A 26,135-nucleotide genomic window follows, 5' to 3' on the forward strand; every position below is an offset into this window, starting at 1 on the left:
AATCACTCTAGAACATTTAAGTTATTCATTGTATGATAATATTTATGGAAGAAGTATATTTTAAAGGTGATTCATGAGTAGTTAAACTGGATTTAGGAGTGTGCCAAATAATGAAAAAATTATTGATCATGATCGCTATATCGACGGTTATTGTAGCAGGCTGTAGTAGTGGAAAGTATGCTGATAAAATAGATAAAGCAGTAAATAAACAACAAACATATCAAGAAAACTTATCTGAAAAACAAAAAGGTGATCTTGAAGAAAAATTCGACAAAAAAAATGCGAATATATACGTTTATGAAAAAGGTAAATATGTCATGCTTGCTTATAAGCCTTTTAAAGAAGACGAAGAGGTACATTATTATACTTATAAATTTGAAGACGACAAAGCAAAACATTTAAAAGATTTTAATTCGAAAGCATATACACACAAACATGAACCTGACTATAAAGAAGAAAATATGGATATTAAAGAATAATTTTATTTACTGATATCTAAAATTGAGGTGTTTTGGAAAGCATATGAAAAAATTATGGCTATGTTTAGGTTTAATAGCTACTATGTTATTAATAACTGCTTGTTCAAGTGATGAGGATGCACATAAAGATGACAAGCAAAGTGCCAATGGGAAAATTAAAATTATAGAATACGGTGATTTTAAATGTTCTTATTGTAAAAAAGTAGAAAGTAATATTATGCCTAAACTTAAAAAAGATTATATAGACAAAGATAAAGTAGATTACCAATTTGTGAATATGGCTTTTCTTGGTGATGATTCAATTATTGGATCGAGAGCCGGGCATGCAGTACAACAAATTGCACCGAAACAATATTTAGATTTTCAAAAATTAATGTTTGAACAGCAAGGCGATGCTGAAAAAGAATGGATAACTGAATCACTAGTAGATAAACAAATTGATAAATTAAGTATCGACAGTAACCAAAAAGAAAAAATTAAAAAAGATTATAAAACTGAAGATAGTAAATCATGGAAAGCAGCTAAGAAAGACCAAAAACAAGCTGAAGACAAAAATATTGATACAGCGCCTACAGTTTATATTGGTGGAGAAAAAGTAGAAGATCCTTATGATTACGATAATTATAAAAAATTAATAGAAAAAAATAAGTAAGTAAATGGTCTAAAGTACAAAATTGTAATAACAATGTGCTTTAGGCTTTTCTTTTACTCAAAAATAAATCGTAATCATTATTATTTAGTATTGCGTTTTGTTCGGAGGGAGTTTATAATTTTAAATCGTAAGCGTTACTATTTGAAGGAGGATGTAGAATGAAAAAAACACTATACATAATATCTTTGGTCATTTCATTTGCAATTGTCATAGCAGGATGTGGCAAAGCTGATACGAATGAAACAGGAAGTGAAGGTGACAAAGATAAAATAAAAATTAATACAACAGTTTTTCCATTAAAATCATTTGCTAAAGAGATTGGAGGAGAACATGTTTCAGTAGAATCAATTTATCCAGCAGGCACAGACTTACATAGCTATGAACCAACTCAAAAAGACATAATTAATGCGAGTAAATCAGATTTGTTTTTATACACAGGGGACAACCTAGACCCTGTTGCTAAAAAAGTGGCTTCAACGATAAAAGAGGATGATAAAAAATTATCGCTAGAAGATAAATTAGACAAGTCCCAGTTACTTACAGATCAACATAGCCACGACGAAGAAGATACACATGAGCACGAACATAAGCACGAGGGACATCATCATGGAGGATATGATCCGCATGTTTGGTTAGATCCTAAATTTAATCAAACTTTCGCCAAAGAAATCAAAGATGAATTAATTAAAAAAGATCCAAAACACAAAAATGATTATGAAGAAAATTATAAAAAACTAGACAAAGAACTAAAAAAAATAGATAACAAAATGAAAGATGTTACGAAAGATAAACAAGGTAATGCTGTGTTTATTTCTCATGAATCAATAGGTTATTTATCTGAAAGATATGGTTTTGTACAAAAAGGTGTTCAAAACATGAATGCAGAAGACCCATCTCAAAAAGCTTTAACAGAAGTAGTTAACGAAATTAATAATTCAGGAGCAAAATATATTTTATATGAAGATAATGTCTCAAATAAAGTTACAGATACAATTCGTAAAGAAACAAAGGCTGAACCATTAAAATTTTATAATATGGAATCACTTAATAAAGAACAACAGCAGGATGAGGATTTAACCTACCAATCCCTTATGAATAAAAATATAGAAAATATTGATAAAGCTTTAAATAACGATATCAAAGTAAACGATGACAAACAGCAAGGCAAACATGAAAAAGCTATTTCAGAGGGTTACTTTAAGGATGATCAAGTTAAAGATAGACCATTAGCTGATTATAAAGGTGATTGGCAATCAGTTTATCCATATTTGAAAGATGGATCATTAGATGATGTGATGAAGCATAAAGCTGAAGAAGATGATGCAATGACAGCAAAAGAATATAAAGCATATTACGAAAAGGGTTATAAAACAGATATAGATAATATCAATATCACAAGCGACTCAATTACGTTTGAAAAGAACGGTAAAAAAGCGACAGGTAAATATAAGTATGATGGTAAAGATATTTTGAAATATGAAAAAGGCAACAGAGGCGTAAGATATACATTTAAATTAGTAGGTAATGAAGATAAAGCTTTACCTAAGTATGTCCAATTTAGTGACCATAATATTGCACCTAAGAAAGCACATCACTATCATATCTTTATAGGTAATGATAAAGAAAAAGTGATGAAAGAATTAGATAATTGGCCGACATATTATCCTAAAGCATTAAATAGTAAAGAAATTAAAGCAGAGATGTTAGCGCATTAACTATTCTAGTTACTGTAAATTAATTTACTTTTTAAATTTAAAATGAATAAAAAAGTGAATTAAGGGAATGAAATTAAAGGAGATGAAAAGTTCGGACTTTTCACTTGATATAATAAATATATCTGGTATACTAAATGTATCAACTAAAACTAATAATACTTTGGAGGTATGTTTTTTATGACAACATTTAATTTTGACCCAGCACATTCAGTAGTAGAATTTTCAATTAAGCACTTAATGATTTCTAACGTTAAAGGTAAATTTAAAGATTTCGATGTAAACTTAGAAGGTGACATCAATGATTTAAGTTCACTTAAAGGTACAGCCGTAATTAAAGCAGAATCGGTTGATACAAACGTAGCAGACCGTGATGGTCACTTACGTACTGGAGATTTCTTTGATACTGAAAACTATCCAGATATTAAATTTGAAATTACTTCAGTAGACGAAAAATCTGTAACTGGTAATTTAACAATTAAAGATGTAACTCAAGAAGAAACATTTGATGCTTCTTATGAAGGTACAAGCAAAAACCCATTAAATGGTGCACAAACTGCAGGATTTATTGTAAATGGTACAATCAATCGTGAAAAATATGGAATGACATTTAACCAAAAACTTGAAACAGGTGGCGTAATGGTTGGTAAAGATGTGAAATTCCAAACAAGTTTAGAATTCGCTTTAGAAGACTAATATAAAAATAAATGTTTAAGATTTAACGCTTATTAAAAGAAATAGCTACTAGATAACCTAATATAGGTATCTAGTAGCTATTTTTATATAGATTAATGACTTTCTTCTTTTCTCTCACGCCAATATTTAAAGAGTATATAAATACTAAGACTCCAGAGAATAATTATAGTACCGATACTAGCAATTAATACGAAGTTATAGCTTGTATGATCTCCACCAGTAAATATTTTTCCAATAAGGTCTGGGAGACATAAGATTAATATTAAAAAAGCAAAATATTTTTGTTTTATTACAAAACAAGTAATCATCGTTATTAATAAAAGTATTAGTCCAATTATAAAGTTAGTAGTTTGATTGGGTGACCAAAAAACAAATAATGGATGGTTACGTAACACGAATTCACACAGTAAGTAAATTCCGAAAATCAAAGGTGCAATAACAAAAGCTGCAACATATGTTTTCTTACTATCGCCCCATCGCATAATTACTTTTTTTACTACAAATAATATCAACACAAAAGAACCAATAAAGATGAATAAAATATAGAGTATTAAAGATAAACTTAACTGAAATGAATTGTCCAGCATTCTTGGAACAATTGTCATTACAATCATAAATGAAATGATATAGAGTACATATTTATGAATACCTTTAGTTAAACTCAATTCTTTAGAAAAGTTATCAGCATAATTTTTGATAGGCGTGTTTAGTAAATTATCAATATTATCATTGCTTTCTTCAGCGATTGTAATATGATCACGTAATTCTTCCTCAATCGCATTAATTTCATCTTCGTCCTTGCCACGAAATAGCAATTCGATTCTTAATTTTAATAAAAAATCTTCAGCTTTTTTAGTCAACAACGTCAACACTCCTCATTAAATTATTCATACCATTGTTTAAATAGTTCCACTTACTTTTGAAATTTGATAATTCTTTTTTACCGTCTTCAGTTAATAAATAATACTTACGTTTTGGTCCGCCAGTATCTGATTTTTTAGTTATCGTAGTGACATATCCATTTTTATTTAGTCGTAATAATACTGGATATATACTGCCATCACTAATTTCAGGGAATTGTTGAGATTTTAATTTATCTAGAATTTCATAACCATATGTTTCACCTTGAGAAATCAGTCCCAATATGGCGCCATCTAACAATCCTTTCATCATTTGATTTGAAATTGACATGTAATCCCTCTTTTCACTATCTTATAATATAAGATAGTTGGAATTGTACGCTTTGTCAACTACCTTACGATAAAAGATAGTAAGTCATAATTAATATTTGTTGATAAATAATTAAGCGATGAAATGGGTATAGTGATACATAAGATAGGGGGAGATCACATGGCGACAGATTTACCAAAAATAGGACGGCCTGCAACCCAAGCTCTTAATGATATAGGTGTCGTAACGTTAGAAGAAGTTGTACAATATGAGCGAACAACATTATTAGGCATACATGGTATTGGTCCTAAAGCGATTGAAATACTTCATGTAGCATTAACAGATATCGACTTAAATTTTAAAAATGAAACGGAGTCAGATTTACCATTTAAATTAACGGGGGATTTAAATTGTGATAATGCACCCAAAAGGAAGATAATGTTAGATTTTTTAATAGGCTCAATATTAGTAGATAAAGTGCAATTATTGGAAGCTGTTACAGCAGATTTTATATGGGAGGTTCCTGGCGCTTTTGAATTGCATGGTTTTGAAGCGTTTTATGATGAATTAAACGCACATAAAGTCGATATTGATTCATTGGAAGTGACCCATAATATTTCTCATGGTAAATTAGGAGCGATACATGGCACTCAAATTGCTCAAAATGGAGATACAATTTATTTTGCGGACTTCTTTGAATTTGAAAGCCATAGTAAAAATGCTAAAGTAAAAAAGATAATATCATATGTAATTATGGATAAAGGAGAATCGTAAATGACAGTTCAAGTTGAGGAAAACAAAATAATTTTTACGAGAGATTTTAATACAACGGCACAAAATATATTTAAAGCGTATACTGACCGTGCTTTATTTGAACAATGGTTTCACCCACAAGGTGCAAAGACTGAAGTATTTAAATTTAATGTTCAGACTGGTGGACATGCATTTTTCGCTATACGTGCGCCTCAAGGTACAAGCTATACTGTGACTAATTATAATGAAGTGAAAGAACCGACGCTAATTGATTATTATGATTACTTTGCAGACAAAGATGGTAATATTGATGAAAAAATGGCAGGTATGCATAACATCATTCATATAGAAGAAAACAGTAAAGGTTTGACTACGATAAAATCTATAGCAGAATTGCCAGATCCTAAAGCAGCTCAACAATTGTTGGATATGGGTGTAGAAGAGGGTATGAATAGTACTTTTGATAATTTAGAGACACTTTTAACAAAATTATAAGAATAGTCAATAAGATGTTGGAAATTACCTGTTTATTCCAACTCTCTTTTCGATATAATAGTATATGAAAAGAGGTGAGTGTATTGAATAAACGTTATGTTAAAGTACTTGGACTATATTCAGTGAGTACGCTAGTACCCGCGTTATTTTTAAATGAAAAAAGTTTGAGTCATACTACATTTAAATGGTTTATACGTACATTAACAGGATATGGTATTTTTGCCTATGGTTTACATGTGTTAAGTAGGTATAAAAACTAATATTTTATATAAAAAGAGAGTAGTACGGAACTCTAATTTTTCTAATTAGAGTTCCGTACTACTCTTCATACTGACGACAAAGTCTCAGGCTTTGTCGTCAGTTCTGTTTGCGCATACTTAAGTAAATCAATATCCTTCATAATGCTTAACTTAGGTAGTAGTCAAAAGCATTAGTCTATGACTAGTACTATTACCACAGGTGTCAGTGAAAATTACAGTCGTTATTATTAATTTAATGATTCACCATTTGTTTCAATAACATTGCGATACCAATCAAAAGAATCTTTCTTTCTGCGTTCTAAAGTACCATTGCCTTGGTTATCTCTATCGACATAAATTAAACCATAACGTTTTTTCATCTCTCCTGTAGTGAAAGAAATAATGTCTATAATACCCCATGGTGTATAGCCCATTAGATCAACACCATCTTCGTCAACTGCTGTGATTGCTGCATTAATATGTGCTTTTAAATAATCGATACGATACGTATCATGAATTTTACCGTTTTCATCAATTTCATCTACAGCACCAAAGCCATTTTCAACGATGAAAAGTGGTATTTGGTAACGGTCATATAATATATTCAAAGTATAGCGTAGACCTGTAGGATCAATGGCCCAACCCCAATCACTTTGCTGAATGTGAGGATTATCGACAGAATTCGCTAACCCACCATTGGTAACATTTTCTCCAGTATATGATTTTGCATCGTGTTTAACAGCAGTAGACATATAGTAGCTAAAACCAATATAATCAACTTTACCTTCTGATAAAATTTTGTCATCTCCTTCTTGCCAACCAATATCATAATTCTTTTGTTCTAACATTTTATTTGCATAGCTAGGATAGTAGCCTCGAACTTGGACATCTGGGAAGAAGAAACGTAAACGATTTGCTTTTACAGATTCCATCATATCTTCTGGATTACAAGAATAAGGATATATTGCTACATGAGAAATCATTAATCCTATTTCAAAATCAGGGTTAATTGCTCTACCTATTTTTACAGCTTTTGCACTCGCGATTAATTCATTATGAGCGACTTGATACAGTACTTCTTCTGGGTTTTCATCTTCTTCTATAAGGACGCCTGAGTTTGTCCATAAGAAAATCGGATTATCTATATCCATTTGGTTATTAATTTCATTAAAAGTCATCCAATATTTAACTTTATCCTTGTAACGCTTGAATACAGTTTCTGCAAATTGAGCAAAGAAATCTGCTACTTTTCTATTTCTAAAACCACCATATTCACGTGCTAAATGTAATGGCATTTCAAAATGAGACAAAGTAATCACTGGCTCAATACCATATTTTAACAATTCATCAAAAATATTATCGTAAAATTGTAGTCCTGCTTCATTAGGTTCTATTTCATCTCCATTTGGGAAGATACGAGACCAAGCGATTGATGTACGTAAACAATTTAATCCCATTTCATTAAATAATGCGATGTCTTCTTTATAACGATTATAAAAATCTATACCTACATGATTTGGGTAATATTTATTTGGGTCTACATCTTGTGTGATTTCACGAGGCTTGCCATGTTCTCCATTAGTCATTACATCAATAACACTTAAGCCTTTTCCGTCTTTATCGTAACCACCTTCAAATTGATTGGCAGCAAGAGCGCCACCCCATAAAAAGTCTTTTGGTAATTTAGTCATTATTATATACTCCTTTATTCTTATTATTTATTTATAATTGTTAGTAATGCATCATTTTGCGAAACTTGTACTGCATCCGTAGTAATTACTTCACTAAATTCAGCTGAATTAGTGACAATGATTGGAATTACAGTATCGTATCCACTTGATTCAAGCCACTTTTGATTGAAATGCAATAAAGGTTGTCCTAGTTTGACTTCATCATTTTCATTAACTAGTAATTCAAAACCTTCTCCTTTTAACTCCACAGTTTCTAAACCAACATGAATCAATAGTTCTACACCGTCAGGAGATGTAATGCCAATTGCATGTTCACTTACAGCAATCATACTTACAGTGCCTTCAAGTGGTGCGTGAACTGTATTATTTGCAGGTTTTATAGCAATACCTTGACCCATCATACCTTCTGAGAAAATAGGGTCATCGACTTCAGTTAAAGGAAGGATTTGCCCATCTAAAGGACTATGAATAAGTGTTTCAAGATTGCTATTTGTTGAAACTGCTTGTGGAATAGTACTTGAGTTAACTTCTGTGTCTTCTACTTCCTCTGTCGTATCATGACCATAACCTAAGAATTGAATTAATATGATAGGTAAGATGATAGCAATTACTGATCCTAATAAAATGCCCCAAATAGATGAAGGGTTATCAGGACTATATCCATTAATAATTGTTATAGGGCCAGGCAGCCCTGCGTATGCATAATATTTAGGATTAAAGAAACTTGCAACAAATGCACCTAAGGCGCCGCTGATACATGCAATAATAAAGGGTTTTTTAAAGCGTAAATTGATACCATATATTGAAGGTTCAGTAATTCCAAAAATGCCTGTAACACCTGCTGAAGAAGCGACACGTTTAATTTCTGTACGCTTAGATTTAATTAACACACCTATAACAGCACCGATTTGAGAAATAACGGCAATTGTTTGGAAAGCTTGGAATGAATCACTTTGATGTTGCTCAAAGTTTGCTAAAACCATAGGCGTGATGCCCCAATGCACACCGAATATTACAAAGATTTGCCACAAACCGCCAATAAGTGCGCCAGCTAACCATGGCGCAACTTCAACGAGAAAGTTGAAACCAGCGGCAATACCATGTGCGCCAAGTGTAGTGATTGGTCCAATAACGAGTAATGTAACAGGAACCATAATGACGATACTTAAAAATGGTGTGAATAAAGGTCTTACTACATCATGTATCCATTTGTTTAAGTATTTTTCAATATAGGATAATATCCACACTAAGAAAAGGGGTGGCAATACAGATGAAGTGTAACTTGTCTCTGTAAGCGGCATGCCAAATAATTTAATTGTTTCACCGCTTTGTATTCTTTCTACCATTCCTGTTAAATCAGGACTCACCAATGCTGCAGTACAAGCAATTGCAATATAAGTATTTACATTAAAATGGCGTGAAGCAGTAATTGCGATGAATATTGGTAAGAATGTGAAAGGGGCCCAGGACATGAAATTAAAAACTTCATAAGTGCCTGTGTTTTCAAAGGATGGAATAATCAGTTTTATGATTATTAATAAACCTTGTAATATACCAGCAGCAGCTAAAATGTAAATAAATGGTGCGAACACTGCAGACATCGTCGCGATGACACGGTTAAGTATTGACCCTTTATTTTCAGATTGTTCATTATCATCCGATGGTTGTTCACTTGTTAAAGCTTCAAAAAATTTAAATACTTCACCGACGTTATTTCCTATGACAACTTGAAATTGACCATTATTTTCCACAACAGTCACGACACCATCTATTTCCGATACTTTTTTCTTAGCATTTGGAATAGATCTTTTTAATACTAATCGTAATCTGGTTGCACAGTGCGTGCTATTGACAAGGTTTGCTTCACCCCCAACTGCCTCTAATATACTTTGTGCGAGTATTTTATTTTTGTCTGCCACATTTCCCAACCCCTTTAATAAGTTAATCAACACGATTTGTGTAATCGTTTCCTATATTCTAATTGTACCGGTACAATTTGTAAAGACCCTTACAAATAAAAAGTTCGGTAGTTTAAATTAGCATTCATGTTATAATTGGGTGAATTTTAATATAAAAGGGGTAAGTGTATGCTCAAGTATGAACAAATTGCTCAACAAATGAATGAATATATAGAAAGTGGTCAATTTCAAGCAGGGGATAAATTACCAAGTGTTGAGGCATTAAAAATAAAATATGATGTGAGTAAAAGCACGATTATTAAAGCTTTGGAAATATTAGAAAAACAAGGGAATATTTATCAAGCACGCGGTAGTGGCATCTATGTGCGTAATAAAAAAAGAGATGGATATCTTAATCTCTTTTCAACTGGCGGTTTTAGTGATGAATTTACGGGACTAAATGTAACAAATAAGGTATTGCGCGTTGAGGAAGTCATTGCACCAGAAAGCGTTCGGCAAAAATTAAAGTTAGACAAAGATACATTAGTCTATGTTTTAGAGCGTATTGTTTATGTAGATGGTGAAATATTTTGTTTCGAGCAGTCGTATTTTAATAAAGATATCGTGCTATTTTTAAATGAATCTATAGCAGAAAAGTCTATTTTTAAATATTTAGAACAAAACTTAAAAGTGAAGATTGGGTTCTCAGATGTTTATTTTAATGTAGATAAATTGGAAGAAGAAGAAGCTGAATTATTAGAATTGGATGAGGGCGATCCTTGCTTAAATTATGAACAAGTATTTTATACAACAACCGGCATACCATTTGATTGTTCGCATCTGATATACCATTATCAGAACGCTCATTTCTATATTCCTTCACAAAAATGAAACACTTGGTTATCTTGTTTTACTTAATGAAAATTAAGCATATAGCAAGATAATCAAGCGTTATTTATTTAAAAGCGATCAATGACACTTTTAATCGTATAGGTATTAAGTTTATTTACAATCGTTTCGTCTACATCACTATATATTTCATCAAGTGCGTGGGTAATATTTTTCCCTACAGGACAATCTGTGTTCGTATGACCATGAATTTTTGCGAAATGGGTAGTGTTAGAAAAAATCAGCTTATATAAATCACCTAACCTAATATCATGGGATGCGCTAGATAAACTATAACCCGCGATGCCTTGGCTACTCTGTATAAAATTACCGTCTCTTAAATAACGGCATAATTTTCTCACTAAAGTGGCGTTACTATTAATACTGTCAGCGATATATTGACTTGAAACAGGTTCATTTTTTATAGCTAACAGAGAGAGAATATGGATTGAAACAGAGAATTGTGTATTCAAGTATATGCCTCCTTTAGGTTTACTTGTGTGTATTTCTAGTACAAGTAAAGTTTACGTTATTTTAAACTAACGCGCAATATATTAAATTTTAAAATTGAAAAACTTATTTTTTGACTATTAAATATCAAATGAAACTAATATAATAACATTATTGGTATAGATAAATTATCATTTTTTTAAATCAAAAAGGGGGCATATTTCTTGGTAGATAATAATAAATCCATTAAGGACACTTACATGTCGAGAGAAACGATTGATAATATTAATAATCAAGTACAAATGAAGGAAGTTTTGTTTGATAAGACACCTGGTCGTTATGCGCTTAAATCAATTATGTCAGGATTCTTACTAGCAATTGTAACGGTATTTATGCTAGCTATAAAAACACAATTTGCAGGTACAAATGAAGGTTTAATTAATTTAATGGGAGCTATTTCATTCAGTTTAGCCTTGGTTTTAATTGTACTGTCACATTCAGAATTATTAACGAGTAACTTTATGTTTTTAACAGTTGGTTGGTATTATAAAGTTATTGGCATGAATAAAGCATTGGGTATTATGATGGTATGTTTTCTATTTAATATAATAGGTGGATTTATCCTGTTTGGTTTAATGAAATTCACCCCGATTATGACCTCAGACATGGTTGCAAGCTTAACGAAACTTGTTAATGGTAAGACGATAGATGCCACATGGTATGGCATTTTAGGTAAAGCCATATTTTGTAATTTCTTTATTAATATTGGTATTTATTTATCAATTCAATTTAAAGACGGTCTAACTAAAGCATTTTTCATTGCTAGTGGCGTCATTGTCTTTGTATTTATGGGTTATGAGCACGTTGTATTTAATGCAGGGCTATACGCAGGTATGGTGTTTTATGATTTTGATGTAGTCGCATGGTTACACGTATTGAAAAATATTGTGTTCGCCTTTATAGGTAACTATATTGGTGGTGGTATTTTCGTTGGTCTAGTTTACGCATATTTAAATGGTAAACGAAATAGCTTACATAATTAATGGTATTCATAATAGTAACAAGCACGATCATAATTTATTTTGTGATGGTGCTTTTTTCGATTTTTAAAACATAATAATTGACTCAATAATTAAGAAGCCATATTGTATTGATATGATTGTAAATGGTTTATGATTTTTTAGGGATGTTATCTATGAATGAATAAGCTATAAATGAGAAGGAGTGACAAAATGTCTGAATATAATATAAGAGTTGCTGTGGAATCAGACGCGGAGGCATTACAAAAATTGATGTATGAATCTTTTACCCCATTAAGAGAATTAGGTATAGATTGGCCATCAGTTAATGCGAATGTTGAATTAGTTAAAAAGAATATTAAAACAAGTACGATGTTTGTACTAGAAGATGAGCATGAAATAATTTCAACACTTACTGTACGTTATCCTTGGGAAGGAAAACGTCGTATCTCAATATATCCGTTTGTTTGGTGGTTCGCTACGAAGCCGTCATATGATGGTAAAGGTATTGGAAGTCAGTTGTTAAAATATGTTGAGGAGACTTATTTAAGAGACACACTTAAAGCACCAGCAGTGACGCTTGGTACATCAGCACGTTTACACCCTTGGCTACTAGATATTTATAAAAAACGTGGCTATGAAATATACGGTGAGCATGAGAGTAACGATGGAGATTTAGGAGTTATTATGAGAAAAGTGCTTATACCAGAAAGTTTTGATGAAGAAGTGTTAGGTACGCCACCATTTTAATAAATTGAATAAAATGCATAGGGAATCCCATTAGTAATTGAATAAGGGGATTCCCTATTTTTAATTTGTTATGTGATTTTATTCACAAAAGCAACTGGATTTATATTACAATGCAAGTGTAAAGAAAGGGGGCATCACATGACAGAGCATATACTTGTTATTCATGGCATGAATAAAGGGAAACAAAATAAAGAACTTCATGATTTTTTGGAGCAATTGTTAAGTCGTAACGTACATGATTATCATATTGCTTTCTTAGAAAGTAAAAATCAATGTCTTGAACAAGTACTAGACAAACTTATTCAACAGGGTACTAAAAGTTTTAATATCATTCCACTTTTGCTTTTTCCAGCAAAGCATTATTTAGAAGATATCCCTATGATTTTAAAACTTTATGAGTATAGATATCCACATATTGAATATAAATTTGCTGAGCCACTTGGCACACATAAATTAATGACAACGCTAGTTAAACAGAAAATTTTAGCTAAAGTTAAAAGGCATCCTAAAATACAGCATATTATTTTAATGGCTCATGGCAGCGAACGTTATCGTCATCCTGATATTGCTTTATGGCAGTTAACTCAAGCGTGTGATGTTTTTGAAACACCTATTTCTATGATGACATTATATGGTGACTACAGTTATCGCTTTAAGTTACAGCACTATTTAAAAAATAATATAGACATATTGATTGTCCCCATATTTTTCTACGACGGCTTTTTGGTGAACAAAGCAAAATACCATATAGCACATATGAATGATGATTGTAATATTCATTATGCATCAGCTATTAATTTTGAACCTTTGCTCTCAATGATAATCACAGAAAGAATTAAACAATTAGAGGTGTTAGAAAGTGTATCCAATTCAACTCAACTTGTCAGATAAACGTGTTGTAGTGGTTGGCGCAGGTAAAGTTGCGTATAGAAAAGTGCGACAACTTATTAAGGAAGATATACAGTCGCTAGTTATTATAAGTAAAAAATTTTTACCAGAATTTTTTGAAATGGAATATCCTAAAATGAAGTTGTTTACAAAGTGTTATGACAGCGAAGATATTAAACATGCGGATATTATTTTTGCTGCAACAGATGACGAAGATATTAATAATCTAATTAAGCAAGAGGCGAAGCCTTATCAACTTGTTAACCATATCAGTGATAAAGCGCAATCTGATTTTTATAATATGTCAGAAATAAAATACAAAGACATAAACATTCATTTTAGATCAAATGGCACAAATTGTAGCGGAGTGAAACAACTATCAAAGGCGGTACAAACATTTTTAAATGAAGTGTATGAGGAGGAAGACGATGTCTAAAAAGCAGTTAGTAATGATTGGTAATGGTATGGCGGGCATACGCACGATTGAAGAAATATTAGAACGCGATGCACAACAATATAACATAACGATTATCGGTAAGGAACCCTATCCAAATTATAATCGAATCATGCTATCAAATATATTGCAGAAAAAGATGACAGTGGATGAAACCATTATGAATCCTTTTGAGTGGTATAAAGACAATGATATTCAGCTGATTACGAATGATCCAGTAGTAGAGATTAATCGAGAACTAAAACAAGTGATTACGGCTGATGGCCTAAGATGTCATTACGATATTTGTATATTTGCTACGGGTTCAAGTGCTTTTGTATTACCTATACCAGGGGCGACTTTACCGAGCGTAATAGGTTGGAGAACGATCGAAGACACTGAGCGTATGATTGGAATTGCTAAATCAAAGTAACATGCTATCGTAATTGGCGGTGGTTTGCTGGGATTAGAATGTGCACGTGGATTAATGGACCAAGGTATGGAAGTCACTGTGGTACATCTTGCTGAATGGCTTATGGAAATGCAATTAGATAGAAAGGCTGCAGATTTGTTGAAAACAGATTTAGAAGCACAGGGAATGAACTTTAAATTGCAGGCAAGTACACAAGAAATACTTGGACAAGAAGATGTTACAGGCGTGTTGTTAGCAGATGGAACAACATTAAAAGCAGATATAGTGGTCATGGCAGTTGGTATTCGACCGTATACACAAGTTGCACAGGAAAGTGGCTTAAAAGTGAATAGAGGTATTGTCGTTAATGATTATATGCAAACGAGTGATGAAACTATTTTTGCAATAGGTGAATGTGCAGAACACAATGGTAAAGTATATGGATTAGTTGCACCATTATATGAACAAGGTAAAGTGTTAGCAGACCATTTAACCGGTCGAGAAACAGAAGGTTATCGAGGTTCCACAACATTTACTTCTTTAAAAGTTTCGGGCTGTGATTTATATAGCGCTGGTCAAATTACAGAAGGTATAGATATCCAAGGTGTAGAGGTTTTTGATAGTGTTAATAACCACTATAAGAAAGTGTTTTTGAAAGATGACAGCATTGTTGGAGCAGTTTTATACGGAGATATTGATGATGGTCCGAGATTTTTTAATATGATGAAAAAACAAGAACCATTAGAGGATTACACAATGGTTTCACTTATGCATAAGGGCGGAGAAACGCGTGAAATAAGTATTGTTGACATGTCAGATGATGAGACAGTATGTGGATGTAATGGTGTCAGCAAAGGTAAGATTGTGAGTGCGATTAATGAACATGGCCTTACAAGTGTAGAAGCAGTCACAAAAGAAACAAAAGCTGGCAATTCTTGTGGTAAGTGTAAAGGACAAATTGGTCATATTTTAGAGTATACATTAGGTGATGATTTTGTTGATTCTAAACCATCTGGTATATGCGCATGTACTGAGCTCACACGTAATCAAATTGTTACTCAGATAAGAGCAAAAGGGTTGAAAACGTCTAAGGAAGTACGCCATGCGCTCAATTTTAATGATAAGGCAGGTTGTCCAAAGTGTAGACCAGCTATTAATTATTATTTGAATATGGTTTATCCATTTGAGCACAATGACGAAATTGAATCACGCTTTGCAAATGAACGCTATCATGCCAATATTCAAAATGATGGCACATTTTCAGTAATTCCCCAAATGCGCGGCGGTGTTACGAATGCAGATCAATTAATACGTTTAGGAGAAGTTGCTAAAAAATATGATGTGCCATTAGTGAAAGTGACAGGCTCTCAACGTATAGGCTTGTATGGTGTTAAAAAAGAATTACTACCACAAATATGGGCTGATTTAGGTATGCGTTCTACTTCAGCCTATGCGAAAAAGACGCGCTCAGTTAAAAGTTGTGTCGGTAAGGAATTTTGCAGATTTGGTACGCAATATACTACACAATTAGGTATTCGTTTAGAAAAAACATTCGAATACATCGATACGCCACATAAATTTAAAATGGGTATCTCTGGTTGTCCAAGAAGCTGTGTAGAATCCGGTGTTAAAGACTTTGGTGTCATCAGCGTTGAAAATGGATTTCAAATTTATATTGGGGGCAATGGCGGTACGGATGTAACAGAGGGAATGCATTTAACTACCGTCGAAACAGAAGATGAGGTCATTAAATTATGTGGTGCGATGATGCAATATTATAGAGAAACCGGTATTTATGCAGAACGTACTGCACCGTGGATAAAACGGTTAGGTTTTGAAAATGTTCAAACAGTTTTATTAAATCAAGAAAGACAAGACGATTTGTTTAATCGTATTATGGAAGTGAAAAAAGCTATAGAAGCTGAACCATGGACACACATTTTAAATAATGAAGCAGCACAAAAAATATTTGAAGTGGAGAAAGTTTAATTATGAAAGCATTAGAAAAAATAAAAGTAGCAATGGTCGATGAGCTTGTTCCTTTAGTTGGCAAAAAGGTAATCATAAATGATATCGAAATTGGCCTATTTTTAACAGAATCAGGTGAAATACACGCAGTTCATAATAGATGCCCCCATAAGCAAGGACCACTTTCAGAAGGTACAGTGAGTAGTGAATTTGTATATTGTCCTTTGCATGATCAAAAAATAGATTTGAAAACGGGTCTCGTACAGCCACCAGATACAGGGTGTGTGGATGTTTACGCTGTAGAAATTCATAATGGAGCTGTGTATATATGCCTATAAATACTTATGGCAAAGTATATCTCATAGGTGCTGGACCTGGGCATCCGGAATTATTAACAAGAAAGGCCGAACGTCTCATTCGAAGTGCAGATATCATATTGTATGACAGATTAGTCAATCCATTCATTTTACAATTAGTAAGACCAGAAATTGAAATTATAAATGTGGGTAAGGAAGCATACCGTAAGCATATACAACAACAAGTCATAAATGAAAAGTTAATTTCAGCTGCAAAGCAACATAGATGTGTTGTTAGATTGAAGGGTGGAGATCCGGCAATTTTTGGTAGAGTCCATGAAGAGGTTGTTACATTATCACAAGCAGGCATTGATTTTGAAGTTGTACCAGGTATTACAACAGCGAGTGCTGCTGTAGCCTCAGTAGGTTTAGGATTAACAATTCGAAATATCGCTCATAGTGTCACTTTTGCTACAGGATATCTGAATAAAAGTAATCAGCAACAAGTTGATGTTACAACACTTATAAACGGAGGTACGTTAGCTATTTATATGGGTGTGAAGCGATTGAGTGAAATTATGAAGGATATATATCAGACTACACAAGTTGATTATCCAGTCTTGCTCATATTTAATGTTTCTTCTTATAATGAAAAACACATCATAGGTAGAGTAACTACAATTGCGGAGCAGGTTTCTGATGATTTAGACCATATATCACCTGGCATGGTGATTGTTGGAGATATAGCAGCCTGTGAAAATATTAAAAGTGCTTTAAACCAAAGTATTCCTAAGAAATATTTAATTACTGGACTGCGTTTAGAAGCAATTAAACAAGCATTTGATATCTATGAAAAAGATGGATGGTGCATAATTAATCCTGATGAAAAGCATGAACTTCATCACAGCCAACAGTTGTTTATAGAACAACAATTAATGCAGCATTTTGATGAAGAAATTCACACTAAGGATATAAAATAAGGTGATTTCAGAGGATAACTGATAACACCAAAATAAAAAGATGATGAGGCTGGGACATATCACATGTCTCAGCTTTTATATTTATGTCTTATTAAATTGCTTTTGCACACGAGTAGATGCTTAAAAACTAAGGGTATTTCCATCTCTTATTAGGTGATTCCCTAATATTTGAAATTTGTGAAAAAATGTACAATTTAGTTAAGCAGTGAATGAAGTGAACCATAGAATCCTACTTTAAAAATTTTACTGGCAATGATCTGAGAGGGTGTTTTCAATGAAAAAATTTGGATTAAGCTTTTTTAAGCCGACTGAAAAATTTAATGGTAACTGGTCAGTCTTAGAAAGCAAGAGTCGGGAATGGGAAAAAATGTATAGAGAAAGATGGAGTCATGACAAAGTAGTTAGAACGACTCATGGCGTGAATTGCACAGGTTCTTGCTCGTGGAAAGTATTTGTGAAAAATGGTGTGATTACATGGGAAAATCAACAAACAGACTATCCAAGTTGTGGACCTGATATGCCTGAATTTGAACCTAGAGGCTGCCCACGTGGTGCTTCATTTTCTTGGTATGAATATAGTCCTTTGAGAATTCGTTATCCATATATCCGTAAAAAGTTGTGGGAACTTTGGGTAGAAGCCCTAGAAACTCATGATAATAATACGATAGAAGCTTGGGCGTCCATCGTAGAAGATGAGGAAAAAGCAAAAATATATAAACAAGCACGAGGCAAAGGTGGATTAGTGAGAACGAATTGGAAAGACGTAGGTAAACTCATATCTGCACAAATTATTTATACCATTAAAAAATTTGGTCCAGATAGAATAGCTGGTTTTACACCGATACCTGCCATGTCTATGTTGAGTTATGCTTCTGGTGCACGATTTGTGAGTTTACTTGGTGGAGAAATGTTGAGTTTTTATGATTGGTATGCAGATTTGCCACCTGCTTCACCTCAAATTTGGGGTGAACAAACAGACGTACCTGAATCCAGTGATTGGTATAACGCTTCTTACATTATGATGTGGGGTTCTAATGTACCGATGACCCGTACCCCAGACGCACATTTTATGACTGAAGTTCGATATAAAGGAACGAAAGTGGTATCAATTGCACCTGATTATGCAGAGAATGTGAAATTTGCAGACAATTGGTTAGCGCCACATCCTGGTTCTGATGCAGCACTTGCGCAAGCGATGACGCATGTCATACTACAAGAACATTACGTTAATCAACCCAATGCGCATTTTATAAATTATTCAAAACAATATACAGATATGCCATTTATTATCATGCTAGATAAAGATGAAAATGGTTTTAAAGCAGGTCGTTTCTTAAGAGCAAATGACTTAGGCGAAACAACAGAGCATAGTGAATGGAAGCCTGTCATTTTTGATAAAATCACTCAGGACTTAACGGTTCCAAATGGCACAATGGGACAACGTTGGGAAAAAGAAAAACAATGGAATTTAAAACTAGAAAATGAAGACGGTAGTAAAATTGATCCAGCACTGAGTCTTGTAGAAGATCATTTTGAATTAGAAAAAATACAATTTCCATATTTCAATAATGAGGGTAATGGCATTTTTGTACGACCAATTGCGGTTAAAAAAATTACCCTTGCAAATGGAGAAGAACGCTATATAACTACAGTTTATGATTTAATGACAAGTCAATATGGTGTAAAAAGATTTAATCATGAATTAGAAGCTAAGGACTACAAAGATGCAAATTCATATTATACACCTGCATGGCAAGAAACGGTGACTGGTGTGAAACAAGATGTAGTTACACAAGTGGCACGTGAATTTTCGCAAAATGCAATTGATACAAAGGGTAAATCGATGATTATTATGGGCGCAGGTATTAACCATTGGTTTAACTCAGATACGATTTACCGTTCTATCTTAAATTTAGTATTACTATGTGGTTGTCAAGGTGTGAATGGCGGCGGATGGGCGCATTATGTTGGCCAAGAAAAATGTAGACCAATTGAAGGATGGAATACACTTGCATTCGCTAAAGATTGGCAAGGACCACCGAGATTACAAAATGGTACAAGTTGGTTCTACTTTGCAACAGATCAGTGGAAATATGAAGAGTCTAATGTGGATAGTATAAAATCCCCATTAGCAGAGAATATTAAGCATCAACATCCAGCAGATTATAATGTGCTAGCAGCTAGATTAGGTTGGTTGCCTTCGTACCCACAATTTAATAAAAATAGCTTGTCATTTGGTGAAGCAGCAAGAGATGCGAATGAATTTAATGATGAAGCGATTTTAAAACGCGCAGTAGATTCAGTGAAATCAAAGGAAACACAGTTTGCAATTGAAGATCCTGATTTGAAAAAGAATCATCCAAAAACGTTATTCCTTTGGCGTTCTAATTTAATATCTAGTTCTGCGAAAGGGCAAGAGTATTTTATGAAACATTTACTCGGCGCGAAGTCGGGATTATTGGCAGAACCGAATGAAGAAGTAAAGCCAGAAGAGATTCAATGGAGAGACGATACTGAAGGTAAGTTAGATTTACTTGTATCACTAGACTTTAGAATGACTTCGACACCGCTTTACTCAGACATTGTCTTGCCTGCTGCAACATGGTATGAGAAGCATGATTTATCATCTACGGACATGCATCCTTTTGTACATCCATTTAATCCAGCGATAGATCCTTTATGGGAATCACGTTCAGATTGGGATATTTTCAAATTGTTAAGTAAAGAAGTATCAGACACTGCGAAAAAACATCTGACAAGCGTATACAAAGATGTCGTAACTACACCTTTAGCGCATGATACACAACAAGAAATATCAAATGTGAACGGTATTGTAAAAGACTGGACTAAAGGTGAAGTAGAAGCCATTCCTGGTAAGACAATGCCAAGCTTTACAGTTGTTGATCGAGACTACACAAAAATATTTGATAAATATGTCACACTTGGTCCTTTATTAGAAAAAGCTAAAGTGGGTGCGCATGGTGTGAGTTTTACAGTGTCAGAACAATATGAAGAGTTGAAACATATGGTCGGTACTTGGAATGATGAAAAAGAAGATTCAGTGAGAAATGGTAGACCTAGAATAGATACTGCAAGACGTGCAACAGATGCTGTATTGAATCTGTCTTCAGCTACAAATGGCAAATTATCACAAAAATCTTATGAAGATTTAGAACAACAAACAGGTATGCCATTAAAAGATATTTCTAGTGAACGTGCATCAGAAAAAATAACTTTTTTAAATATGACGGCCCAACCAAGAGAAGTTATTCCAACCGCAGTGTTTCCTGGTTCAAATAAAAATGGACAGCGTTATTCACCTTTTACAACGAATATTGAGCGTTTAGTTCCATTTAGAACATTAACAGGACGTCAAAGTTATTATATTGATCATGAAATATTCCAACAATTTGGAGAAAACTTACCTGTCTATAAACCAACTTTACCACCAATGGTATTTGGGACAAGGGATAAGCATGTCACGATGGATGATCAAACGCTCGTATTACGTTATTTGACGCCACATGGTAAATGGAATATTCATTCTACTTATCAAGACAATCAACATATGTTGACACTATTTAGAGGTGGCCCAACAGTTTGGATTTCAAAAGAGGATGCAAAAGCACATGACATTGCAGATAATCAATGGCTAGAAGTCTACAACAGAAACGGAGTTGTAACGGCTCGAGCAGTTGTGTCGCACCGTATGCCGAGAGGTACGATGTTTATGTATCACGCTCAAGATAAGCATATTGAGACGCCAGGCTCTGAAATTACTGAAACAAGAGGTGGCTCTCATAATGCACCAACACGAATACATTTAAAACCAACACAACTTGTAGGTGGTTATGCGCAAATCAGTTATCACTTTAATTATTATGGTCCTATTGGAAACCAAAGAGATGTTTATGTAGCTGTTAGAAAACTGAAGGAGGTTGACTGGCTTGAAGATTAAAGCACAGATCGCAATGGTATTAAACTTAGATAAATGTATAGGTTGTCATACTTGTAGTGTAACTTGTAAGAGTACATGGACAAACCGCCCCGGAGCAGAATATATGTGGTTTAACAATGTAGAAACTAAGCCAGGTATTGGTTACCCAAAACGATGGGAAGACCAAAAACAGTATAAAGGTGGATGGTATTTAAATAAAAAAGGGAAACTAGAGCTTAAATCTGGTAGTAAATGGTCAAAAATAGCGTTAGGTAAAATATTTTATAATCCAGATATGCCAGTGATTAAAGACTACTATGAGCCGTGGACGTATAATTATGAACACCTTACGACAGCTAAAGCAGGTAATCATTCACCAGTCGCTAAAGCACATTCTCTAATATCAGGTGAGAAATTAGATTTGAATTGGGGACCTAACTGGGAAGATGATTTAGCAGGTGGACACGTTACTGGACCAGAAGATCCTAATATTCAACGTATTGAAGAAGATATCAAATTTAAATTCGATGAAACCTTTATGATGTACCTACCAAGATTATGCGAGCATTGTTTGAACCCGAGTTGTGTTGCTTCATGTCCTTCTGGTGCAATGTATAAACGTGACGAAGATGGGATTGTGCTAGTCGATCAAGAGGCTTGTCGTGGTTGGAGATATTGTATGACAGGTTGCCCATATAAAAAAGTTTATTTTAACTGGAAAACAAATAAAGCAGAGAAGTGTACATTTTGTTTCCCACGTATTGAAGCAGGCACGCCTACAGTATGTTCTGAAACTTGCACTGGTCGTATGAGATATTTAGGTGTTTTATTATATGATGCCGATAGAGTTGAAGAAGCGGCTAGTGCAGAAAATGAGCAAGATTTATATGAAAAACAACTCGATTTATTCTTAAATCCATATGATGAATCAGTGATTGAACAAGCGCAAAAAGATGGCGTTTCAATGGAATGGATTGAAGCAGCTCAAAATTCACCAGTTTACAAACTCGCTATTGAATATAAACTTGCGTTTCCATTGCATCCTGAATATCGCACTATGCCAATGGTTTGGTATTGTCCACCATTGAGTCCAATCATGAGTTATTTTGAAGGGCAAACGGCAACAGATGCAAATAGAAATCCTGATATGATATTCCCAGCGATTGAAGAGATGAGATTACCAATTCAATATTTAGCGAATTTATTTACTGCTGGAGATACAGAATCAATTAAAATAGCGTTGCAACGTATGGCAATTATGAGAAGTTATATGCGTGCAGAAGTGACAAACAAACCATTTGATACAGATAAATTATCAAGACTTGGATTAACTGAACGCCAAACAAAAGATATGTATCGCTTGTTAGCTATAGCGAAATATGAGGATCGCTTTGTAATTCCAACATCTCATAAAGAAGACTATATAGATACGTATCGTGCTCAAGGTAGCCAAGGTTATGGTGGAGAATACTTCGGTTCTAATTGTGAAGGATGTGGCGTACCTGTTGGTACAGCATCTGAAAAATCAGGACAAGAGATATACAATGAAAATTTCTATGGAGGGATTTTCCGTGATTAATTTAACGCAGTATTATTATTATCAAGAAACTTTTGGCTACTTAGCTCAACAGTTGGAATTTCCTGAAAAATTGACATTTCATCCGAAAACATTTGAAGAAGTGATTGATTTGAGCCATCCAGCGTATGATGATTTATTAATTTATCGTGAAAAGATGCATGAATGCAGCCTGTTGGAAATTAAACAATTGTATTCAGACACATTTGATTTTAATAAAAAGGCACCACTTTATATGACTTACAATAAATTTGATACACAAAAGGAACGTGGACAGTTACTTGCTAAATTAAAAGTACTATACGAGATGTTTGGATTGGAAATGGCAGCCAACGAATTACCAGATTTTTTACCCTTAATGCTAGAATTTTTATATATTGCACAATGGCAAAATGATCCACGCGCACAAGGAAATATTGAATTTGTCATCATGATTATTGAAGATGGTACCTATGCGATGGCACAGCAATTAAAAGAAAAAGATAGCCCATATTATTACTTGATAAAAGGCTTAAGAGCTACTTTAAAAGCGTGCATCGAACCTGTATCAGAGGTGAAGACAAATGTTTAATCAATTTTTATGGGTGATTGTACCTTATCTGTGCGTAGCTATTTTTTTCATTGGGCACATTGCACGATTTAAATTTGATCAATTTTCATGGACTGCTAAATCTAGTGAATTTATTGAAAAGAAACAATTGAAATGGGGCAGTCTCATGTTCCATTTAGGCATAATTCCCGTAGCTATGGGGCATTTTGTAGGCTTAGTTATACCTGCATCTTGGTTATCAGCAGTAGGTGTTAATGATCATTTGTATCATATAGGAGCAGTGTATATTGGGAGTATATTTGGTATAATAACTATGATAGGTATGTTGTTGCTAACCGCACGCCGTGTAACTAAAAAGAACATTAGAAAATTGAGCTCTACCTCAGATATTATTGTGAATTTTTTACTTTTATTCATTGTTTTTATGGGCTGTTATGCTACTTTAGTGACAAATGCAACGATACCAACATTTGATTATAGAGAGACAATATCAATATGGTTTAGACAACTATTTATGTTTTCTCCTGATGCTACTTTAATGACGCAAGTACCACTCACGTTTAAGATGCATATACTTCTAGGATTTGTGATTATGGCTTTTTGGCCGTTTACTAGATTAGTCCACGTATGGAGCGTGCCACTAACTTATGCAAGTCGTAGTTACATTATTTATCGAAAGCATAAAGTGTGAATGGAGGCAAAAGATTGAGCCTATTATCTTTTAATGAACAAGTGAATTATCAAGCCGTTTTAGACACGCTACGTATTGAAGAAGGTTTTGATTTTGCAGGATTGGCATTTTACAAAGATGAAAACCAATTTTCACCTATAAAATGGAATTATGTATCTGGAAGTACCAATGCTCGCTATAAACTCATTGTGCTTAGAATAGGTAAAGGGATTGCAGGAAATGTGATGAAAACAGGTAAGCGAATGGTGATAGAAGATATCAATCAATTTCTCTTACCGAGCGAAAAACATAAATATCCAATCGTATTATGTGAACGGCTAACAGCAGTGATAGCAATACCATTATGGTATGAAAATCACGTTTATGGTGTGCTATTATTAGGTCAAAGAAATAATAGACCACTACCTCAAACATGTCACTCTATTTCAATCGCAAATAAATTGGGTGTTTTTAATGAAGAAGACTAGGTGATTTTTATGAAAACGAATCAAATGGAAAATATAGACCAATTGTTAGTTCAATATTTTAATAATACAAGTGAAAAAATAGTGTTTGTTGATAAACATGGTCAAGTGATAGCGATGAATAAAGCTGCTCATGATATTATTTCACCGGATAATGACTACCAAGAAATGACTAATACGATATGTAGTCACTGTGATGGGTATACAAATGAATATGATTTACAGTCATGTACAAATTGCTTTTTAGAAGCTGAGTCAGTTGGAAATACAAGTTTTCAAGTATTTATGAAAACGACGCGTGGTACGGTTGAACCTTTTACAGCGACATATCAAACTATTGATGAAACAAAAGATATTAAAGCATTTACATTACAAAACGTTTCACCTCAAATAGAGCGTCATGATAAGATGTATCAGCGAAAAATGATGCAAAAAACGATATCTGCACAAGAAAATGAAAGAAAAAGAATCTCACGTGAATTACATGACAGTCTCGTACAAGAAATGTTAAATATCGATGTGGAATTACGATTGCTAAAATACCATAGAGAAATGCAAACTTTGGTAGATAACTCTAAGCGTATAGAAGGATTAATGTCCAAATTGATAGATGATATTCGTAATTTATCTGTTGAATTGCGACCGTCATCTTTGGATGATTTAGGTTTAGATGCAGCATTTAAAACCTATTTCAAACAAGTTGAAGCCAATTATGGCATACGCATAGAATATCATTCTAACCTAGCTTCACATCGCTTTGATAGTGAGATTGAAACAGTCGTATATCGTGTTGTTCAAGAGGCGCTGTTTAACGCAATAAAATATGCCGGTGTAGATACTGTCGATATTGATTTGCATGTAAACGATCATAAATTAATTGCAGAAATTATAGATAGAGGCAAAGGCTTTATAAAAACAGATCAACCACAAGGTACCGGACTAGGACTTTATGGTATGAATGAACGCGCAGAACTCGTCAATGCAGAAGTAAGTGTAGATACACAAATTGATAGAGGTACGATTGTTACATTAGAAGTTCCAATATAAG

25 protein-coding genes and 1 pseudogene are annotated in these 26,135 nt (G+C 33.6%); 21 read left to right on the forward strand and 5 right to left on the reverse strand.

The features are described from left to right. Positions 1-110: 110 nt before the first annotated feature. The 4 genes from AAA453_RS04275 to AAA453_RS04290 all read left to right on the forward strand — a co-directional run bounded on the left by AAA453_RS04275 (position 111) and on the right by AAA453_RS04290 (position 3,539). Positions 111-479 carry a cystatin-like fold lipoprotein gene (locus tag AAA453_RS04275; RefSeq protein WP_427706506.1) on the forward strand — a complete coding sequence of 123 codons (369 nt, stop codon included), beginning with the start codon at positions 111-113 and terminating at the stop codon, positions 477-479. A gap of 43 nt (positions 480-522) precedes the next feature. After that, positions 523-1,131: a DsbA family protein gene (locus AAA453_RS04280; RefSeq protein WP_427706508.1), complete on the forward strand. Its 609-nt coding sequence runs from the start codon at positions 523-525 to the stop codon at positions 1,129-1,131. A 158-nt stretch (positions 1,132-1,289) separates the two neighbouring features. Then, complete coding sequence (gene adcA / locus AAA453_RS04285) at positions 1,290-2,846, forward strand: zinc ABC transporter substrate-binding lipoprotein AdcA (RefSeq protein WP_427706510.1); 1,557 nt, start codon at positions 1,290-1,292, stop codon at positions 2,844-2,846. A gap of 177 nt (positions 2,847-3,023) precedes the next feature. Beyond that, a complete protein-coding gene (locus tag AAA453_RS04290; RefSeq protein ID WP_069817455.1) occupies positions 3,024-3,539 on the forward strand; it encodes a YceI family protein in 516 nt (171 codons plus the stop codon). A 92-nt stretch (positions 3,540-3,631) separates the two neighbouring features. Here the strand turns inward: AAA453_RS04290 and AAA453_RS04295 are convergent, their stop codons facing one another. Together AAA453_RS04295 and AAA453_RS04300 are read right to left on the reverse strand one after the other, a co-directional pair. Then, entirely contained in the window at positions 3,632-4,411 is a 780-nt protein-coding gene (locus tag AAA453_RS04295) for a hypothetical protein (protein ID WP_427706512.1), read from the reverse strand. Continuing rightward, the gene (locus tag AAA453_RS04300; protein ID WP_427706514.1) at positions 4,392-4,730 is read right to left on the reverse strand and encodes a PadR family transcriptional regulator; all 339 of its coding nucleotides are present in this window, start codon (positions 4,728-4,730) and stop codon (positions 4,392-4,394) included. Before AAA453_RS04300 ends, AAA453_RS04295 begins: the two co-directional genes overlap by 20 nt. 159 nt (positions 4,731-4,889) lie before the next feature. On the opposite strand from AAA453_RS04300, the gene AAA453_RS04305 reads away from it, so the two are divergent. From AAA453_RS04305 to AAA453_RS04315, 3 genes are all read left to right on the forward strand, one after another. After that, positions 4,890-5,483, forward strand: coding sequence for a DNA-binding protein (locus AAA453_RS04305; protein ID WP_427706516.1), 594 nt, complete (start codon positions 4,890-4,892; stop codon positions 5,481-5,483). Then, a complete protein-coding gene (locus AAA453_RS04310; RefSeq protein ID WP_069817463.1) occupies positions 5,484-5,957 on the forward strand; it encodes an SRPBCC family protein in 474 nt (157 codons plus the stop codon). Positions 5,958-6,040: 83 nt separating this feature from the next. Continuing rightward, positions 6,041-6,217, forward strand: coding sequence for a hypothetical protein (locus AAA453_RS04315; RefSeq protein WP_176721553.1), 177 nt, complete (start codon positions 6,041-6,043; stop codon positions 6,215-6,217). Between the two features lie 227 nt (positions 6,218-6,444). Here the strand turns inward: AAA453_RS04315 and AAA453_RS04320 are convergent, their stop codons facing one another. After that, positions 6,445-7,887 (reverse strand): 6-phospho-beta-glucosidase, encoded by a 1,443-nt coding sequence (locus AAA453_RS04320; protein ID WP_427706518.1) that lies wholly within the window; start codon positions 7,885-7,887, stop codon positions 6,445-6,447. A gap of 23 nt (positions 7,888-7,910) precedes the next feature. Continuing rightward, positions 7,911-9,806 (reverse strand): beta-glucoside-specific PTS transporter subunit IIABC, encoded by a 1,896-nt coding sequence (locus tag AAA453_RS04325; RefSeq protein WP_427706521.1) that lies wholly within the window; start codon positions 9,804-9,806, stop codon positions 7,911-7,913. 168 nt (positions 9,807-9,974) lie between these two features. Between AAA453_RS04325 and AAA453_RS04330 the strand changes: the two genes are divergently transcribed. Beyond that, positions 9,975-10,676 (forward strand): GntR family transcriptional regulator, encoded by a 702-nt coding sequence (locus AAA453_RS04330; RefSeq protein ID WP_069817477.1) that lies wholly within the window; start codon positions 9,975-9,977, stop codon positions 10,674-10,676. Positions 10,677-10,744: 68 nt separating this feature from the next. Here the strand turns inward: AAA453_RS04330 and AAA453_RS04335 are convergent, their stop codons facing one another. Further along, on the reverse strand, positions 10,745-11,146 hold the full coding sequence (locus AAA453_RS04335; RefSeq protein ID WP_069817479.1) for an Rrf2 family transcriptional regulator: 402 nt from the start codon (positions 11,144-11,146) through the stop codon (positions 10,745-10,747). A gap of 201 nt (positions 11,147-11,347) precedes the next feature. Here AAA453_RS04335 and AAA453_RS04340 point away from each other — a divergent pair, with 201 nt between their 5' ends. The 13 genes and pseudogenes from AAA453_RS04340 to AAA453_RS04400 all read left to right on the forward strand — a co-directional run bounded on the left by AAA453_RS04340 (position 11,348) and on the right by AAA453_RS04400 (position 26,134). Beyond that, entirely contained in the window at positions 11,348-12,166 is an 819-nt protein-coding gene (locus tag AAA453_RS04340; RefSeq protein ID WP_069832933.1) for a formate/nitrite transporter family protein, read from the forward strand. Positions 12,167-12,355: 189 nt separating this feature from the next. Next, positions 12,356-12,892, forward strand: a complete 537-nt coding sequence (locus AAA453_RS04345) for a GNAT family N-acetyltransferase (RefSeq protein WP_069817484.1) — start codon at positions 12,356-12,358, stop codon at positions 12,890-12,892. 138 nt (positions 12,893-13,030) lie between these two features. Then, positions 13,031-13,783: a sirohydrochlorin chelatase gene (locus AAA453_RS04350; RefSeq protein WP_427706523.1), complete on the forward strand. Its 753-nt coding sequence runs from the start codon at positions 13,031-13,033 to the stop codon at positions 13,781-13,783. Continuing rightward, on the forward strand, positions 13,752-14,216 hold the full coding sequence (locus AAA453_RS04355) for a precorrin-2 dehydrogenase/sirohydrochlorin ferrochelatase family protein (protein ID WP_069817488.1): 465 nt from the start codon (positions 13,752-13,754) through the stop codon (positions 14,214-14,216). Before AAA453_RS04350 ends, AAA453_RS04355 begins: the two co-directional genes overlap by 32 nt. Then, a pseudogene (gene nirB / locus AAA453_RS04360) lies at positions 14,209-16,614 on the forward strand (nitrite reductase large subunit NirB). The gene AAA453_RS04355 and the pseudogene nirB overlap by 8 nt, the downstream one beginning before the upstream one ends. 2 nt (positions 16,615-16,616) lie before the next feature. Beyond that, positions 16,617-16,931, forward strand: a complete 315-nt coding sequence (locus AAA453_RS04365; protein WP_427706525.1) for a nitrite reductase (NAD(P)H) small subunit — start codon at positions 16,617-16,619, stop codon at positions 16,929-16,931. Continuing rightward, complete coding sequence (gene cobA / locus AAA453_RS04370; RefSeq protein ID WP_427706527.1) at positions 16,922-17,869, forward strand: uroporphyrinogen-III C-methyltransferase; 948 nt, start codon at positions 16,922-16,924, stop codon at positions 17,867-17,869. The genes AAA453_RS04365 and cobA overlap by 10 nt, the downstream gene beginning before the upstream one ends. A gap of 274 nt (positions 17,870-18,143) precedes the next feature. Further along, entirely contained in the window at positions 18,144-21,827 is a 3,684-nt protein-coding gene (locus AAA453_RS04375; protein ID WP_427706529.1) for a nitrate reductase subunit alpha, read from the forward strand. Continuing rightward, positions 21,817-23,385: a nitrate reductase subunit beta gene (gene narH, locus AAA453_RS04380; protein ID WP_427706531.1), complete on the forward strand. Its 1,569-nt coding sequence runs from the start codon at positions 21,817-21,819 to the stop codon at positions 23,383-23,385. Before AAA453_RS04375 ends, narH begins: the two co-directional genes overlap by 11 nt. Then, entirely contained in the window at positions 23,378-23,953 is a 576-nt protein-coding gene (gene narJ, locus AAA453_RS04385; RefSeq protein WP_427706534.1) for a nitrate reductase molybdenum cofactor assembly chaperone, read from the forward strand. The genes narH and narJ overlap by 8 nt, the downstream gene beginning before the upstream one ends. Further along, on the forward strand, positions 23,946-24,623 hold the full coding sequence (narI, locus tag AAA453_RS04390) for a respiratory nitrate reductase subunit gamma (RefSeq protein WP_427706536.1): 678 nt from the start codon (positions 23,946-23,948) through the stop codon (positions 24,621-24,623). The genes narJ and narI overlap by 8 nt, the downstream gene beginning before the upstream one ends. A 14-nt stretch (positions 24,624-24,637) precedes the next feature. Continuing rightward, the gene (gene nreA / locus AAA453_RS04395) at positions 24,638-25,090 is read left to right on the forward strand and encodes a nitrate respiration regulation accessory nitrate sensor NreA (protein ID WP_069817505.1); all 453 of its coding nucleotides are present in this window, start codon (positions 24,638-24,640) and stop codon (positions 25,088-25,090) included. A gap of 9 nt (positions 25,091-25,099) precedes the next feature. After that, positions 25,100-26,134, forward strand: coding sequence for a sensor histidine kinase (locus AAA453_RS04400; RefSeq protein WP_427706538.1), 1,035 nt, complete (start codon positions 25,100-25,102; stop codon positions 26,132-26,134). The last annotated feature ends 1 nt before the right edge of the window (position 26,135 follow it).

This window comes from Staphylococcus parequorum, assembly GCF_039237145.1.
Taxonomy (GTDB): Bacteria; Bacillota; Bacilli; order Staphylococcales; family Staphylococcaceae; genus Staphylococcus; species Staphylococcus equorum_A.